Annotated in this window: 14 protein-coding genes and 1 pseudogene; 9 read left to right on the top strand and 6 right to left on the bottom strand. The window is 60.1% G+C overall.

Annotation, left to right across the window (positions count from 1 at the left end; genetic code table 11):
• Positions 1-338 (top strand): hypothetical protein (locus tag RSO01_RS48035; RefSeq protein ID WP_170303790.1); only part of this gene is annotated, 338 nt, incomplete at its 5' end.
• Positions 339-1,034: 696 nt separating this feature from the next.
• Here RSO01_RS48035 and RSO01_RS42695 read toward each other — a convergent pair.
• Positions 1,035-1,409: a nuclear transport factor 2 family protein gene (locus RSO01_RS42695; RefSeq protein ID WP_147156705.1), complete on the bottom strand. Its 375-nt coding sequence runs from the start codon at positions 1,407-1,409 to the stop codon at positions 1,035-1,037.
• A gap of 151 nt (positions 1,410-1,560) precedes the next feature.
• The gene (locus tag RSO01_RS42690; protein WP_147156704.1) at positions 1,561-2,271 is read right to left on the bottom strand and encodes a response regulator transcription factor; all 711 of its coding nucleotides are present in this window, start codon (positions 2,269-2,271) and stop codon (positions 1,561-1,563) included.
• Between the two features lie 276 nt (positions 2,272-2,547).
• Between RSO01_RS42690 and RSO01_RS42685 the strand changes: the two genes are divergently transcribed.
• The gene (locus RSO01_RS42685) at positions 2,548-2,940 is read left to right on the top strand and encodes a hypothetical protein (protein WP_147156703.1); all 393 of its coding nucleotides are present in this window, start codon (positions 2,548-2,550) and stop codon (positions 2,938-2,940) included.
• 135 nt (positions 2,941-3,075) lie between these two features.
• A complete protein-coding gene (locus tag RSO01_RS42680) occupies positions 3,076-4,521 on the top strand; it encodes an adenylate/guanylate cyclase domain-containing protein (protein WP_170303789.1) in 1,446 nt (481 codons plus the stop codon).
• Positions 4,522-4,832: 311 nt separating this feature from the next.
• Here RSO01_RS42680 and RSO01_RS42675 read toward each other — a convergent pair whose 3' ends face one another.
• Positions 4,833-5,195 (bottom strand): response regulator, encoded by a 363-nt coding sequence (locus tag RSO01_RS42675; RefSeq protein ID WP_170303788.1) that lies wholly within the window; start codon positions 5,193-5,195, stop codon positions 4,833-4,835.
• A gap of 893 nt (positions 5,196-6,088) precedes the next feature.
• Between RSO01_RS42675 and RSO01_RS42670 the strand changes: the two genes are divergently transcribed.
• A complete protein-coding gene (locus tag RSO01_RS42670; RefSeq protein ID WP_170303787.1) occupies positions 6,089-6,454 on the top strand; it encodes a response regulator in 366 nt (121 codons plus the stop codon).
• 1,093 nt (positions 6,455-7,547) lie between these two features.
• On the opposite strand, the gene RSO01_RS42665 is transcribed toward RSO01_RS42670, so the two are convergent.
• Positions 7,548-7,790 carry a hypothetical protein gene (locus RSO01_RS42665; protein WP_147156699.1) on the bottom strand — a complete coding sequence of 81 codons (243 nt, stop codon included), beginning with the start codon at positions 7,788-7,790 and terminating at the stop codon, positions 7,548-7,550.
• Positions 7,791-8,532: 742 nt separating this feature from the next.
• Here RSO01_RS42665 and RSO01_RS42660 point away from each other — a divergent pair.
• Positions 8,533-8,862: a hypothetical protein gene (locus tag RSO01_RS42660; RefSeq protein ID WP_147156698.1), complete on the top strand. Its 330-nt coding sequence runs from the start codon at positions 8,533-8,535 to the stop codon at positions 8,860-8,862.
• A gap of 832 nt (positions 8,863-9,694) precedes the next feature.
• On the opposite strand, the gene RSO01_RS42655 is transcribed toward RSO01_RS42660, so the two are convergent.
• Positions 9,695-10,039: a hypothetical protein gene (locus RSO01_RS42655; protein ID WP_147156697.1), complete on the bottom strand. Its 345-nt coding sequence runs from the start codon at positions 10,037-10,039 to the stop codon at positions 9,695-9,697.
• Positions 10,040-11,229: 1,190 nt separating this feature from the next.
• On the opposite strand from RSO01_RS42655, the gene RSO01_RS48030 reads away from it, so the two are divergent.
• Both RSO01_RS48030 and RSO01_RS42650 read left to right on the top strand, forming a co-directional pair.
• Positions 11,230-11,367: a hypothetical protein gene (locus tag RSO01_RS48030; protein ID WP_170303786.1), complete on the top strand. Its 138-nt coding sequence runs from the start codon at positions 11,230-11,232 to the stop codon at positions 11,365-11,367.
• A 523-nt stretch (positions 11,368-11,890) separates the two neighbouring features.
• On the top strand, positions 11,891-12,202 hold the full coding sequence (locus RSO01_RS42650; RefSeq protein ID WP_147156696.1) for a hypothetical protein: 312 nt from the start codon (positions 11,891-11,893) through the stop codon (positions 12,200-12,202).
• 69 nt (positions 12,203-12,271) lie between these two features.
• On the opposite strand, the pseudogene RSO01_RS49275 reads toward RSO01_RS42650, so the two are convergent.
• Positions 12,272-12,477: pseudogene (locus tag RSO01_RS49275) on the bottom strand (DNA -binding domain-containing protein).
• Positions 12,478-12,800: 323 nt separating this feature from the next.
• On the opposite strand from RSO01_RS49275, the gene RSO01_RS48025 reads away from it, so the two are divergent.
• Together RSO01_RS48025 and RSO01_RS48020 are read left to right on the top strand one after the other, a co-directional pair.
• Positions 12,801-12,941: a hypothetical protein gene (locus RSO01_RS48025; protein WP_170303785.1), complete on the top strand. Its 141-nt coding sequence runs from the start codon at positions 12,801-12,803 to the stop codon at positions 12,939-12,941.
• A 606-nt stretch (positions 12,942-13,547) separates the two neighbouring features.
• A complete protein-coding gene (locus tag RSO01_RS48020; protein ID WP_170303784.1) occupies positions 13,548-13,904 on the top strand; it encodes a hypothetical protein in 357 nt (118 codons plus the stop codon).
• Positions 13,905-14,231: the final 327 nt, after the last annotated feature.

Raw genomic sequence — 14,231 nt, 5'->3', positions numbered from 1 at the left:
TTCGGTTCGATCTGGCCATCGATGGACTGGGAGCCAGGCTGGTCTTTGGTGCCGTACTGGCCGTGTACTACTCCGTTCTTTACCTCGGCCTTGTATCGAAGCGTGAATGCTTTGGCGCCGTTGGGTTCGGCGGGGCAGATGACAACAACGTCTTAGTTCCCGTCGAACGAAGCCGCGAGCGAAGTATTGAGGGGAAGAAACACCATGCCTACAGCGGCAATCAGCAGGAGCCCGGATATTCCTCGCTTCTTCCCCTGGATCATGCCTTCCCCCTCGCGTTCTCTGAAAACGATCCTAAGCCATACCACTCCGATGGTCACCGGACCGGCTCTGTTTGAACTGCCTCGCCAGAGTCGTTTTTTGACTCATGGACGACTTTGAGGCTGGGGTGCTTGCCGCAGGCACGACGGTACCAAGGACGTTGGGCGACTGCTGCTGTTGGGTTGAAGGCAACTGCGGCCGCTTTCGCCGTGTTGGAAAGGCCCGGTGGAGCAGGGATCTATGAAGTCCGGGACGCCTAGCGTTGAAGACTCCGCCCGCTGACTAATTGCCGTCGCCGTGTCGCCACGCGGTCCTTGAACCCAAAAAGGCCCGGCACGGGGTAAACCTGCCGGGCGCGTAGTTTTGAGGTAGGAGATACGCTCAGCGCATCGCAAGATTTGCGCCACGCGGCTGTGGACCAGACGGTGGGGCTCTCCAGCATGAGGGCTCCCGGCGCGGCAGATGCGGCTTGGCCCGACGATTGACGCGCAGGCGCGTCCTCCCGCTGCCCTTGATTCAAACGCCCGTTCAAGTGTCGCGACGGCGCTATCCCAGAAACCGCGCAACCTGCGTGTGCTGCCACGTCGACCGCCAGGCTGGTGTGCGCACTCCTCTCGCCTGCAGCGCCTTAGCGATCGATCGGAGACCTTGCACGTCTGCGCGCTGAAGATCCTCGATGATCGCCAGCGTTCCGGCACTGGCTTGGCGCGCGTAGATTGACCGTGCCTGGCGTGCCTTCGCTCTGGATCACTAATGAGCGCCCGAAGGCTCGATCAACGCTCCACCATTTTCCAGTACGAATCCTTCTTCACGACCAGGCCATCGCGGAAGGTGTAGAAGTCGCAGCCATTCGCACGGATCCTGGCGCCAGCCGGCGTTGTCCCCGTAACGGTCCACCGCGAGATGCCGACATCATCAGCAACACTGTGGACGGCGTCGCCGTAATGCACGTCCGGTAGGCCCTTGAACCGCCCGGCGAGGCCTTCGCGGATAGCCGCCTTTCCCACGAACCTGGCGCCCCACGGCTCGGGACCGCGTGGCATCTCCAGCACGGCATCCTCGGCGAAGTGGCTCATGATGTGGTCTAGGTCATGGGCATTGAAGCCGTCCGCCAGTGATACGAGAGCTTTGAGAATTTCGTCCGACATCGCTGTTCTCCTCCCAATTGAGGGAAGCACAGAGGACGGGGCGGCGCGAGCATCTACTTGGGGTCGATCATTTACAGCCCGCCAGAGTCAAAATCTGACTCACTGGAGCGTTTCGAAGGTCGGGGAGGCTTGGATTGCCCATGGCCAGACGTTAAGGGGCGAGCCAACGGTAGCCGACAAGGCGGACGTTCTTGATTGCCGAAAAGGCAGGATCGACCGCCACGAATTTCTGGCGTATCCGCTTCATGAACGCGCGGACGTTTGTCGTGTCATGCTCGCCTGCTCCGGCGATGAAGCCAGCAAAGTGCACGATGTCGTAGATGGCGCGGTAAGTCTGGGGCGCGCCATCCGATGCTAGCAGCGTCAGGACTTTGTACTCCGAAACGGTCAAGCCAACGTCCTGCCCTCGCCACAGAGCGCGCTCTGTGCCCCGATGGAGGGCTAGCTCGCCATAACTCTCGACCTGGGCCTGCGTCGCGCCAATACTGGCGCGTTCGCGCTGGCTCTTTATGATCAACTGCAACCGGTGGGCCAGCACATCCGTGCCACGCGTCTTGTCGACAAAGTCGATAGCGCCGCGATCCAGAGCCTGCAACTCGCGTTCGGGCAGGGCCTGTCCGGTCAGGAAGACGATCGGCAGGCCTATCCCCCGGTCCTTCAAGGCGCGCAGCAACTCCAACCCCAACATCGCCGGCAGCGCCCAGTCTAGCAGACCTAGTTTTGCCTCTAGGCCATTGCTCAGGGCGTGGAGGAGAGAAGGACCCTCAGCAAAGCAGGAGACCGAAAATCCCCGGTCCGTTAGGTCTGCGGACAGCACTTCACGATAGAGGTCGTCGTCATCAACGAGGACTACGTCGAGCACTTGGCGCGTTCCTTGACCGGTGTGGAAGTAAAAACACAGCGCCGAACCTAGTTAGCAAAGGCTGGCTGAGGCATCGCCTCGCTGGCTGCCCCGCAGTCTGTCGTCCCAGCCAGAGATTGCTAGTGCCCAAACATGATATCGAGGTGACCTGTGCACACTTAGACTAATTGCACTGTGTGGTCGCGTAGGCGGCTGCTAAGGAGCGGTCTGGCTGCGGTCTGCTGGCGCGCCGCAATGCATGCGTCTACAGTTCCAGCTGGCACCCAAGGACTCTGAATGCCGGTAAAGGTGTACATCGACCACGGGGCGGGCCTGGTCGAGGCTTCTGCTGATGAAAGCCTCTCCGTGGAGGACGTTCTGGCCTATCTCGAGCACCTCGTCGAGCAAGGCGCGATGCCCTACTCAAAGCTATTCGACGCAACTGCTGCCAAAGTGACGATGTCGGTCGATGAACTCAGATCCATCGGTGCGTGGGTCAGGAAGTACGCTATCGATGGGCGCGGTCCGATTGGCCCTCTGGCAATCGTGTCCACTGCCGGAAACCAAATTGATGCAGCGTATTTCGCCGATGCTGCCGGATCGAACCGGCCGCTGCGCATCTTCAGGGACAGGGCCGAAGCCACCGCTTGGCTGGAGCAAGCCGCGAAGGGCGGTGGCCGCAGACGCTAGTGGTAGGATGCCCCGCAGAATCAAAATCTGACGCACTGGAGCGTTTGTCGAGCTAGTGAGTGTTCTTGAGGCGCCCGATCGATGCTGGCGAGTTTTTGATGATATTCTGAACCACGCCATCAAGGGAGAATGCTCATGCCTGCGATCGTGAGGGAAGACCTGCTAGATGAGCGGCTTGCCAAGCTCGAGACGGCGCGGTCATGGAGCCCTCGCTTGCTATCCAGGCTCGAGACACACATTCGCTCTGCTGACGACGACGCGCTGTTTCGCATCAATCCTTTCACGTTTGCGCGCGAACGGAGCTTGCGTGAGGAGGAAGTCATCGATCTTCTTCTCTACGCCACGTCGCTGGGCCTCTTTGGCATGGACTGGCTGCTCTTGTGCCCCAAGTGTTCTTGCGTGGTCGAAAGCCTACGCAGCCTCGAAAAGGTTCATAGCCACTATCATTGCCCTGCCTGTCAGGTGGACCTCGAAGCGTCTCTCGACGAGCATATCGTCATCGCCTTCACGGTCAGTCCGGAGATTCGTGAGATCGAATTTCACCATCCTGAGCAGCTCTCTGCGCATGATTACTGCTTCAAGTACGGCACAACGCGCGATGGCGTACTCCCGGACGGAAGGCCATTTGTAGACATCAAGATCGCACTCACTAAGGCCGTCAGCTATCTGCCGCCTGGCCAGACCACACGAATGACCGTGGAGGCGAAGGAAGGGTCCATCCTTGGCGTAAGCCCTGAGGGCAAGGCGAGCTTGCTGTTTTCCGTCGAGGGCACGCCCTCGACGATTGACCAGGTTGCCCACGTCCTCTTCGAAAAGGAGGTGCGTGAGCACCTGCCGGGAATCGTGGCGCCGGGTGCAGTCACCTTCGACGTGAGGAATGCCACCACTGAACGGGGGACCTTTTGGCTCGCGGTGCTACCGCCCGGCACAAAGGTAGGCCAGGCGCCGATAAGCTTCGTGCCTTTCCTAACGGGCAAGCGATTGCTCACCACTCAGGCCTTCCGCGACCTCTTTCGGTCAGAGGTGATTCGGGGAACCGAGGGTATCAGCGTAAAGGACATCACTTTGCTGTTCACCGATGTCAAGGGATCGACGGCGCTTTACGATCGCATCGGCGATCTCAATGCGTTTGCGCTCGTGCAGCAGCATTTCGAGCGTCTACAGGACATCACCACCCGGTTTCGCGGCGCGATTATCAAGACCATCGGCGATGCGGTGATGGCCGCTTTCCTGAACCCTGCTGACGCTGTCGCCGCCGGCTTGGCGATGCGCGCGGACATTGCCGGATTCAACCAGGGCCAGCCGGATCGCCAGCTGATTCTCAAGATCGGCATTCACAAGGGTGCTGCGATCGCCGTCACACTCAATGAACGCCTCGACTACTTTGGCCAGATCGTCAACGTCGCTGCCCGAATACAGCATCTCGCCGGTGCCGACGAGATCTACGTTTCCGAGGAAGCGTACGACCAAAGCGTCGAAGCTGCCCTCAAGGCCTTTAGCGTCGAAGCGAAGGTCGCCAAGCTACGGGGCATTGAGCAGGATCAGCGGGTCTTTTGCATCTCGGCGCCCGCAGCAAAATGATGACACGTCCGAGCCTCGCGCAGCGCGTTGGATGGTGAAAATGGCCAGAAGAAGCCTAGCAAATCGCGCTGAGGTGCTTCTGTTGACGGCCATCGGCTTAGTTCTATTTGCCGCCGGCGCGCTTTCTGCCCTCGGTGGGGATAGTCTTGGACCTGTATCAATGCTTTCAGTGGCTGCGCGATGGTAGATGGACGATATACACCGTGCAGGGTGCGATGGGCCCGCCTCCGCACTCAACTTGGGGCGGCGTTGCGAACACCATCGGGTGACAGCGCTCCTTCAGCCAAGCCGTTGTCAGCCGAATTGGCTGCCTAGCCGTCGATGATGACCTGCACTCGGTGGGCCAGAGCGTCCGTGCCATGCACCTTGTCGACGAAATCGACGGTGCCGTGATCCAGCGCGTGCAGGTCCCGCTCGCTTAGGGAATGGCCGGTCAGAAAGATGACAGGCAGTGTAATTCCCTCTTCTATCATAGCCCCCAAGAGTTCGAACCCTGACATCTCCGGCATGTCCCAGTCGAGCAGCGCTATTTTCGCCTCCAGGCCATCTCTCAAAGCCTCGAGAAGACTAGGCCCATCAGCGAAGCACAGCACGGAAAATCCCCGGTCAATCAAGTCTCCGGAAAGAACCTCCCGATAGAGGTCGTCGTCATCTACCAATACTACGTCGGGCACGTCGGGCGTTCCCCTCAAGGCGGGTACGCCTCGTTCGGTTGGGAAGCCGCAACGGTAGCGAGGCGCGTCCAACCAGACAAGAACCGGGTGCCGCGGTAGTGGCCGCCCCTTGATTAGAACGGCTATCGACTGGGCACAGACACGCTAGGTCGTGATAGGCTCCTAATCGCGACGGCGCGGCCCCGCATAGGGCAACGAATACCTATGCGAGGCCTGACCGTCCTCTCCTGGTTTGCCGTGCAGGGAGCGAGGGCCGCCGTAGAGTAGCCGCGCGAGAGCAATCACGGCTGTGCCCGAATGAGCTACTGACAATGCGCCTAGGCGTGTGAGTGGATGGTCCTGCGCTGAAGTGAAGGCAGTTGAGCCGGGTGCCGTCATATCACTCGGTACAGTAGGGCCAAACCTAATCAGCAAGGGCGGGCTGAGAGTACTGCCTGGCTGGCTGATCTAAGGCCGGCATGCCCGTGCCCGAGCTTTCGAACGGCAAACGTGACTAAGCGCGTGACCGCCGTCTGCCGCGTAAATCCCCATCAGGAGACAGGCAGTCTGGAGCGCTAGGCTGCCAACGAGTATCGTTGGGCGCCGATCGAGACAAACAGGTCATCGGATCATGCGCCACGGTTGTTCGAACTGTTTCAGATGCAATCACTGAATGGTCGCATTTCATCTGTTGCAATCTGTGTATGGTACCGCCTTCCTGGGAATGCGCCCACGCAAGTGGCTGCGGTCTCAGATGATGAAGAAAGCCGCGTTGCGTAATGCCTCAAACCATCAAGTTGCTAGGAAGTTCTAAGGCCGGCTGCGAGGCTGAGTCACAAATAGGCTTGCTAGAACCTCTTCCCTCCACCCCGCTTGTGGGCCGCCCTGAGGAGGGCGCAGCGGACCCCATCCGCGTGCTTATTGTCGAAGACGACGTGAACTACCGCGAGATTTTCAGTAGCGAACTGGCATGGCACGGCTTTGCCGTTTACAGGTTTGCCGATGGCGACGCGCTGCTTGGCTCACTCGACGCCACTGCCGAGGCCGATGTCATCGTCCTTGACTGGAGGCTTCCGACCATTTCGGGCATCGACCTACTAATTCAACTGCGGCAGCGCGGCGTGAACGTGCCGCTGGTGTTCCTGACGAGCCACACCCAGCCGGCGAACGAGCAGCTCGCCTTCCAACACGGTGCGCGTGGCTTCATTGACAAGACACGATGTGTCGAGGCTCTGGCCAGTCGCCTCAGGCAGGTGGCTCAAGCTGGCAAGCTCTATTGAACGGAAAGATCGCGAGGGGATTGAGGGTTAGTCCGACCAGTTCACAACACTGACTTGGGCGCAAAGCAGTTTGCACGGGGCGCAAGGTCCTGGTGCTTGCTTTTCCAGGAACTAGCGGCCCGCGGTAACCATTTCCTCTGGGGCTCCCCGCAGTAGGACAGCCGAGGTACTGCGAATTAGAGCGCTGGCAACTAGTTGTAGAGCCAATAGCTATGATACATGGTCGCGGGCTGCCGACAGGTGGTGGGGGGCGATGTCTGGCTTGCTCTGGTTCGTCGCGGGCTTCGCCTCGTGTCTCGTGTCTCGTGCTCAGCCTCCTCGGTGTGGCGATCCTTGTTTGGCGAACCCCGCCGGCACGCGAGAGGGCGAAGGACGAGAGCCCGCCAACTTCTCGTGAGTCAACTCCTCCTCAGCCATCGGTGCTTTCAGTAATTCAGCAGCAAACGAGGAGATCCGGCCGCCGCTGAGAGCGCATCGTGATCCGCCGCACCGGCAGATCGCATGTCACTTCGCGAGCACGTGGACTAATGGGCCCGCCTCGCCCTACGAATCAAGCCGTCGATACGTCTGGCTAGCCGTCGGCCGGACTCCATGGCTTCTCCGCCTTCTGCCGCTCGCGATAGCGCCTCTTGCGGTCCCATCTACTCCACGGTTGCGCTATTGGCGCGGAGGCCCGGCGACATCAAACCTACGCTGTTCCTCCAGGATGGCGGCCCGCACCGCGTCCAACGGCGACCGGATGCCACCCAGGTGCAACACGGCATAGAATCGCCGTTTGTCCCTACCCTCAATTGGACTCGACCAGGCATATGCCCTGGTTGCTTTGGGGTGACCCTCCAGACTGAAGACGTGAACGCGGCCTTCCCAAACGGTCCTGCCTTCCGACATCTCTTTGACCGGCTCCACGTGGGCCAAGGCCCCGCCGTCCCGCCGTGCTGGGATTCGATGGCCCGTTTCAGTTGATCGGCGCTTACGTCCATGGCCGCAGCCTAACATGGTTTTAGGCCACGCGTTCCACATCGAGGCAGGTCTAAGGGTCTAGCCGGTCAGTCCAGACCTGCCCTCAATATCGGCAACTGCCCTCGCAATCAGGTCACTCCTTCGTCTTTAGATGCGCGTCGTTCTCGGCAATGAAGTTCCTAATTTCGGGCGACATATCCAACAGCTTCAGCCACTGCTCTTTGTATAGAGTTACCGGAAAACGACCCATGCCGTAGATGGACACGGCCCCCTTTTCGCTCACCTTCATTCTGATGCCGGTTGCGGCACCCTTTTTGAGCGAGGCGTTTTCATTTCTGAGCCGTTCAAGTTCGGCCTTTAAATCTTCATCGGCCATTATTTCCTCACGTGTAGCGCTTTCCGAGTTGGCAATTCCCCTATTCGGGCGCCATCGTCGATGAGCCTGAGCAATGATCTCCTAGGCTAGGAAGATGGCCCGCCAGAGTCAAAATCGACTCACTCGAGAGTTTTGTCGGGTTGGTGAGCCCTGGAGACCAGCCAGCGGCCGAATCGATTCCACAGGCAGGAACGGCCTTAGCGTCGATTCTGCCTTCAAGCCCCCGCCCCGCCCCAGCAACCGCCTGACGCTGGCGCCGTAGATTGGTCATGGCCGACCACACCGAAAGGTCCCCCCGTCTTCTTGTGCGGGCATTGTACTATGCGACAGACGGCGAACACCGCTGGTGGCTGCTGTCGACCGAGTTAAATGACCTGACAAAGCAGGCCATCGCCGTAGCAGCGATCGCGACTGGATGGTGGACCGTGACGACAGCGTCAAGCTTACGGACGCCGGTCGGGATCTCATCAGGCGCGGGTGAGATTCACATCAACAATTCCTTCGCAAGCCGGCTTGCTTATACGTCCGCCAGCTCGCCGCAAACGCGCACCACTCAGAATCGGTCATTGTTTAATTGCAATACTGGAGCCACAAGGCGGCAATCTCACAACGTCTAATTGCAACGCAACGGCAATAAACACTCTAGGCGGCCCGTCCTTAATCAAGCGAAGGATAAGCCGCCTCAGCCCTTCGACGTGCTGACCGCCAGTAAGACTGAGGTAAAGGTGATTGAATGCCAAAAATGAATTGGGAAGATTTTCTGCGTGACCATCACCGTCCGCATCTCTTAGAAGTGAAACTGGAAGTGAGGATATCAACCAAGCTTCTTGCGGCAAGAGCAGTCTTGGAACGTCTTGCGTTGAGTTTGGGCACGGTTGGCAACTATGCCTTCGAGACGGAAGGCACAACTGTCTATGCCGCATTCGAAGAAGACGCCGATGCCGAACGATTCGCAAAAGTGTTCAGATCCGAGCAGACCTCGCGTGATTCAGAATGGGCCTCGAAGACCTTCGCGCGGATGGACGACGCCATTTACCAGTGGATGGAGAGGCTACTCAAAAGCGGCGCCTGACTTTGCTGTGGGCCCAGAGCCAAAGCCAGAGGTCGCGGCAATTGTTGCACCTGTTTTGAACGAGTGAATCGGCTCAAGGGAGTAGGCGTGTCCATCCGGACCCGTGACAGGTTCTGCAAAACGCAGTCCCGATCTTGCCGGTGCCATCACACGCGGCGCACCGCATCCATTCGTCCGCCGCACAGACACCTTTGTAGGTGCCGTTGCAGTCGCCGTAACGGCAGCTGGTGCCGACCACTTCGATCGACGCGGGCATGTTGCATCCCGCGCAATAGGCCACCGGCTTGGGCTTCTCGGCAAAGTTCATTCGTCAGCCTAATGCCGCGCATGACAGGCCGCCAGGTCCAAAATCTGACTCACTGGAGCGTTTTGTCGGGCTGGTGAGCCCGGATCTAACCGAGGGCTGATTTGATTCCACGGCCCTATAAACCCACCTAGCGGCGATTCTGGTTGCCTGTCGACTGCCCGCCGGGAAGGGGCTCGCTAAGGAACAGTGGGGCAAGCGTTCTCAAACTTGCAAGCCGGGCGCTTGGCGGCTCCCAACCCACGCAACCGCGTGAGCCCTTGCGGCGTATTTTGGCTTATAGTCGACCAGGCTCAGACCTTCGTCCGCCACCTGGTGCGAGCCGTTTACTACGCTACGGATGGCAAGTCTCTGTGGTGGCGTCTGCCAAGGGATTTGAGCGATGTCACGAGGCAGGCCCTTGAGTTCGCCGTCGATCGGGGTTGGCTACTTATGATGGACGGACATAGCGTTTGCTTGACCGACGCCGGCCGAGAGTTGGTCATGAAGGGGCCGGGACCGCAGGAATAAGAGTGGGAAACGTCGACTTCAGCGTAGCCAGATACCAAGCGACTGGGTTTCGCGGTCAATACAGGCGCGAAAGTCCGGCGTCTGTGGCTCAAGCCCATTCAGCCTACAAGCCTCGTGCGCGTCGACTGTGAACCGGGCGACCTCGCGTGCAAGCATTGGCTCGCCCCGTTCAACGGCACGGCCCACATGCAGTAGGCAGTATTTATAGACTTCGCTGCGTGGTGTGATGCCTTGCTCGCGACAGATGCGCTGCGCGTGGCTCTGCGCGGAGACCGGTGGGACTGGAGGCAGAAAGGCCACAAAGGCACTCAAGATCAGGACACTGCACAGCGCAATGGCCGCGTGCATCCGACTGTTGGTCATCGCATCTGGCTCCCGCGGTATGTTGCACGGCAAACGCCGCGCCGCGAGGCGAGGTTGCTCGATGGCCGACGCTACGGGCTCAGCAGAGCCAAAATCTGACAGGAGCGTTTTGGCGGTCCGGCGAGTCCTAGAGTCCAGCTAGAGGCCAAAACCGCTGTTCGAGTCAAAAACCGGCCCTGGCGTCGCGACTGATCCCGAGACCATCGCATCCCGTGTGCTTTAGCGAATCAACGCGCCGGTCTGGGCTAAAATTCTTGAGATCGATTCGTCGTCCCGGCCTGCCAATGCCGGGATGCTCGACTCACCAATAGCTAGGTTTGAGGCAGAGGCGTCAGCGAGATGGCACCACTGTTTGGCTGCTTCCATGAGCATAAGCTGGGCCGGAGGCGAGGCGCTGTTTTGCGCCAAGCGCTTGCAATGAGCGGCCATCTCAAGACACTGTAAACGTGTCCGCATGCGAGCCGCATCTGGCGGAGTACGGAGAAACGCTTACCCGGCTAGCGCCGAAGTCCCGGCCTCCGCCGCGCCGACGACCATGCAGGCGCTGCAGCCAAAAAGTGTTGCAGTGTCAGGCTGTCAATTGGCAGCCACTCCTGCCGTGCAGATTGCTTGTCCAAATAGGCCGCCGTGATCCGGCCGTTGCCCCCGCGAACTACGAACATGTCAGCACCCATTCATGGCGCGGCAATTTCGATACCGCAGCCGAGACTGTGGCGCGCTTTCCGGGTCGCAAATGTGATTTAGCGCACATCAGGTACAGAAGGCCCGCAATGGGCGCCTAGGCGAACACCATGTTCCCGATGACTTGATAAAATGCGGAAACGCTGGTGAATGTGAGTCCCGCCCCGCTGCTGTCGGCCGGGGTCCATGCGTTTGCCCCCCTCAAATCCAGCACACGATAGGTGCCGCTGCTGCTGTGGTAGGCGACGCGAGCGATTGCATTGGCTGGGAGCGCTCCTGCAGGAGCCGCAGCCCAGCCAATGGTTGGAGTGAAAGTGTAGAGCGGGATCGCGCCAAGAACTGTTGATGTTCAGTGTCGGGCTCGCTCCGCAGGTGGCGTTGAACTGCACCAAGTTGGTTTGACCATCGACCAGGGCGCCCGGCGCTACGGTGTAGGAGACTGTGTAGGTGGTCGGGCCGCCCGCCGTCGTCTTGACCGACTGCCAGTTGAACCAGCCTTGATGGCGCCCATGGTCGCCCGCGCCCAATTGTTCACCCCTGAAGGTGCGCAGGCTTCAGGCAAACCGTCCGGTGACGGGCGTGCTGTTGTTGTTGTCATCTTCATTCCAATTGCTTGCGCCGATATCCATTTTCGCGGCCTCCTCTAGATCTCGGGGAAAAGATGCTGGCGTATGCTCGCAAGGATCTCGAAGTAGCGGGCCGGGTCGGCGGTGCACGTCGCCTCGATCAGCGGCGCGATTTGCGCTCGAAAGTGCACCTGCAGCGCGGCAGCGGCGGCTCGAAACTTGCGCGTAATCTATAGGCTGGAAGTGTTTGACTGCGCTTTGGGGCCTCGATCCGGCATGATGGTGGTCGCTGCGCTGTGCGAGAAACAGAGACACCAGCTCGCTGACGTCCTGACCGACCAACACGAGATTCTGGCAGAGGGAATGAGGCGGGCGGCAGCGCTCGGCGGAACCCTTCCCGGAGAGAAGCTTCTCGCTTTGTTGCGAGCAAACTGCTGGGATGCGGTAGCCCAGCTAGGCAAGGACGCGCGCGAGCAGCATCGGCTCCCCCCCCCGCGGGCGTAGGCCCGCGGGAAAGCAAACGCCGACCCTGCGCAAGCTCGATCGGGCCGCGGCTGACCTGCTCAGCAAATCTACCAGGGGTGAAAGGCGGGAGGTCAAAGCCGTGTCATACGATTTCGATGTTGGCAGTCAGCACTACTCGTATGAAACGGGGAAGCGTGCACGCGAAACCAACAAGGTTGTCTCAGGCCGAGATCTTGAAGCCATCGTTACGTTACTCGAAGTCGCAGCGCTGTCGCTCACTACCGAAGAGGGCGCCACCTTCGCCAGGGAGCGCCTTATCGCAGAAGCTCGTGAGCTCGGCGGCTCCGAGATCGAACTGCGAGACGAGGATATCGATATCGTCCTTCAGAAGCAGAGCTTCCTTACGAGGGTGGGTAAGGAACTACGGTTGCGGTGGGCTAACACCGGCTAAGGTGCATGCGCTGCGGCGCGCTGGCATGCCGCATCGCTGCGGCGTCTCACCTCTCGTCATCCGGCTCGTCTAGTGCGGCGCCCCGCCTCGCAAAAGCTGCCTATACCCGGTTTCAGTCATCCACTTGGCTCGCGCGAGATGGCTCTCCCAGACCCGCTTAGTGCGGTCCGGATCCTTCTCGACGTTCAGTCCAGTACAATCCTGGCCACTTCGCGCCAGTCTGCTCCTTCTTCGTCAGCGTCGAGCAGCCGCAGATATGTGACTAGGTGGGCCATGTCGTAGCCGGTAAGGAATGGCTCGACTGGAGCGACGTCGGCAACGGGTGTTGGTTGGGTCGTCCAGAAAAACTAGGGCGCTCAAGGCGACCTTGGGAAGTTTTCTCGATCGGTGCGCGTGATGCAGCCAGTGCAATGTACTTTGCGCCCGCTGCAACGGCCAGGCGATGCCGTGCTAACAAGGCGACCATGTCGACCCCGATCGTTACCCGCGCCGCAATCTGGTTCAGCGGATCAGCAAGCTTCTGCTCAGAGGAAGCGAGGTCCACCTGACGCCCTGGCAACTCTGCCAGGTGCAGGGGGCAATCGAGCAAGTTGAGGAAATGCGCTTTGCCGAGGGCGAGCGCACGATGTCGGAGGCCGAGCGACCGGACCTCTACGAGCCAGTCGGCTATGCGACCAAAGAACTAATTGAGCGGCAGCGTTTGGTCGACCAGCTGAAGACGGTGGTTGCGGCGGCATAGCGAGCGGTGTCTCGGCGGCGGCCGCCGAGGGCACAACAACGACACACACAACACTCTTTTTCCCGTTCGCAATACGTCACCGATACAACGGCTCGCCAAGATGGTTAGGGTAGCGGGCTGGTTGGAATCCTTGGGGACCAACCTCGGTACCAAGTTGAGGCACTGCTCGTCTGGTCATCCCCAGGCGAGGCCCGCTCCCTCCTTCTTCTGTCAGCCTCTGCAGCGATGCGGAACCCAGACGCGAGGGCGACAATGGTCAACCCCACTTTTCTGCCGATCGACGACAATCTTCTGGAAGATGCTGCTCGCGAGTTAGCTGTCTTGTCTCCCGCCGCAGTGGAACCGGCGCTGGCAGAGGCGGCTCGCTAATATGCGCAGACACTGTCCGCGCGACACCGGATCTGCCGCGGTTCGTGATCGAATACAACGGTCGGCACTTCGCTCAGCAAGCCGCTCGGCGCGCGCGCCAGATTATTCTACGTTTAGCCTAGCACCTTCTGGGCGACAGATGCCGCTCGTGCCTGCGCTGCAGCGCGCTCGCATGCCGCACAGTGCTAGCAGGTGCATGCACGAGACCGGAGATGGCCCGTAGCGTTACGGTCGATCATGACCGGGCCATGGCCGCACAAGCCTTACACCTTCCGCGCCCTGCAAAAGACATTCGGCCCCATGTGGGTGCGCTGCGATATCTGCCGGCGGTACGCGACTCTGCGACTGACGGGCCTCCTCGACGTGGACTATCGCACGAAGCGATTTAGCTGCTCCCGTTGTGGCTCCGAGGCTTGGGTGTGCGTGGTCGAGCCCGTGAAGGAACACGGCATGCAGGACTATCGCCTTGATGAGATCGAGCATCCGGAGCGCCACCCTGCCGCCATCGACCGTCTCACAGGCAGGCGGCCGAACCGGCACTTTGACCATTCCGGTGGCGAGCTGCCCGGGCGTAAGATTGATGGTCGCCGTTAGCGCTGCGACTACTGCCGGCAACTTCCTAAGGCTTGGCGCATTTCTTGTGGCAGAAGGTTGATAGCGCGAGGAGACCGCGCCCCCGCGAAGCACGCCAGTTCCGTTAGGCAGGCGGGGGTCCCGTCTCTACCGCGGTTTTGAGGTGAGCCGGTTTGGGTCAGATATGACGTGGTTTCGCATGCTAGCGGGAATAGGCAGCGGCCGGCGCAGCGGCGGCGGAATGCTCCTCATGATGCCGGCGCTCTCGGGTCTGCTGACGCCTTGTGCCCGAAGGAGCGACAAAACAGGCGGCTAGATCATTAACGGCAGAAAAACGCATCGTTGTTA

The sequence above is a fragment of the Reyranella soli genome (genome assembly GCF_007992495.1).
GTDB classification, from domain to species: Bacteria; Pseudomonadota; Alphaproteobacteria; order Reyranellales; family Reyranellaceae; genus Reyranella; species Reyranella soli.
Note: the sequence above shows the minus strand (reverse complement) of the source record. Positions and strands in the feature narration are given on the sequence as shown.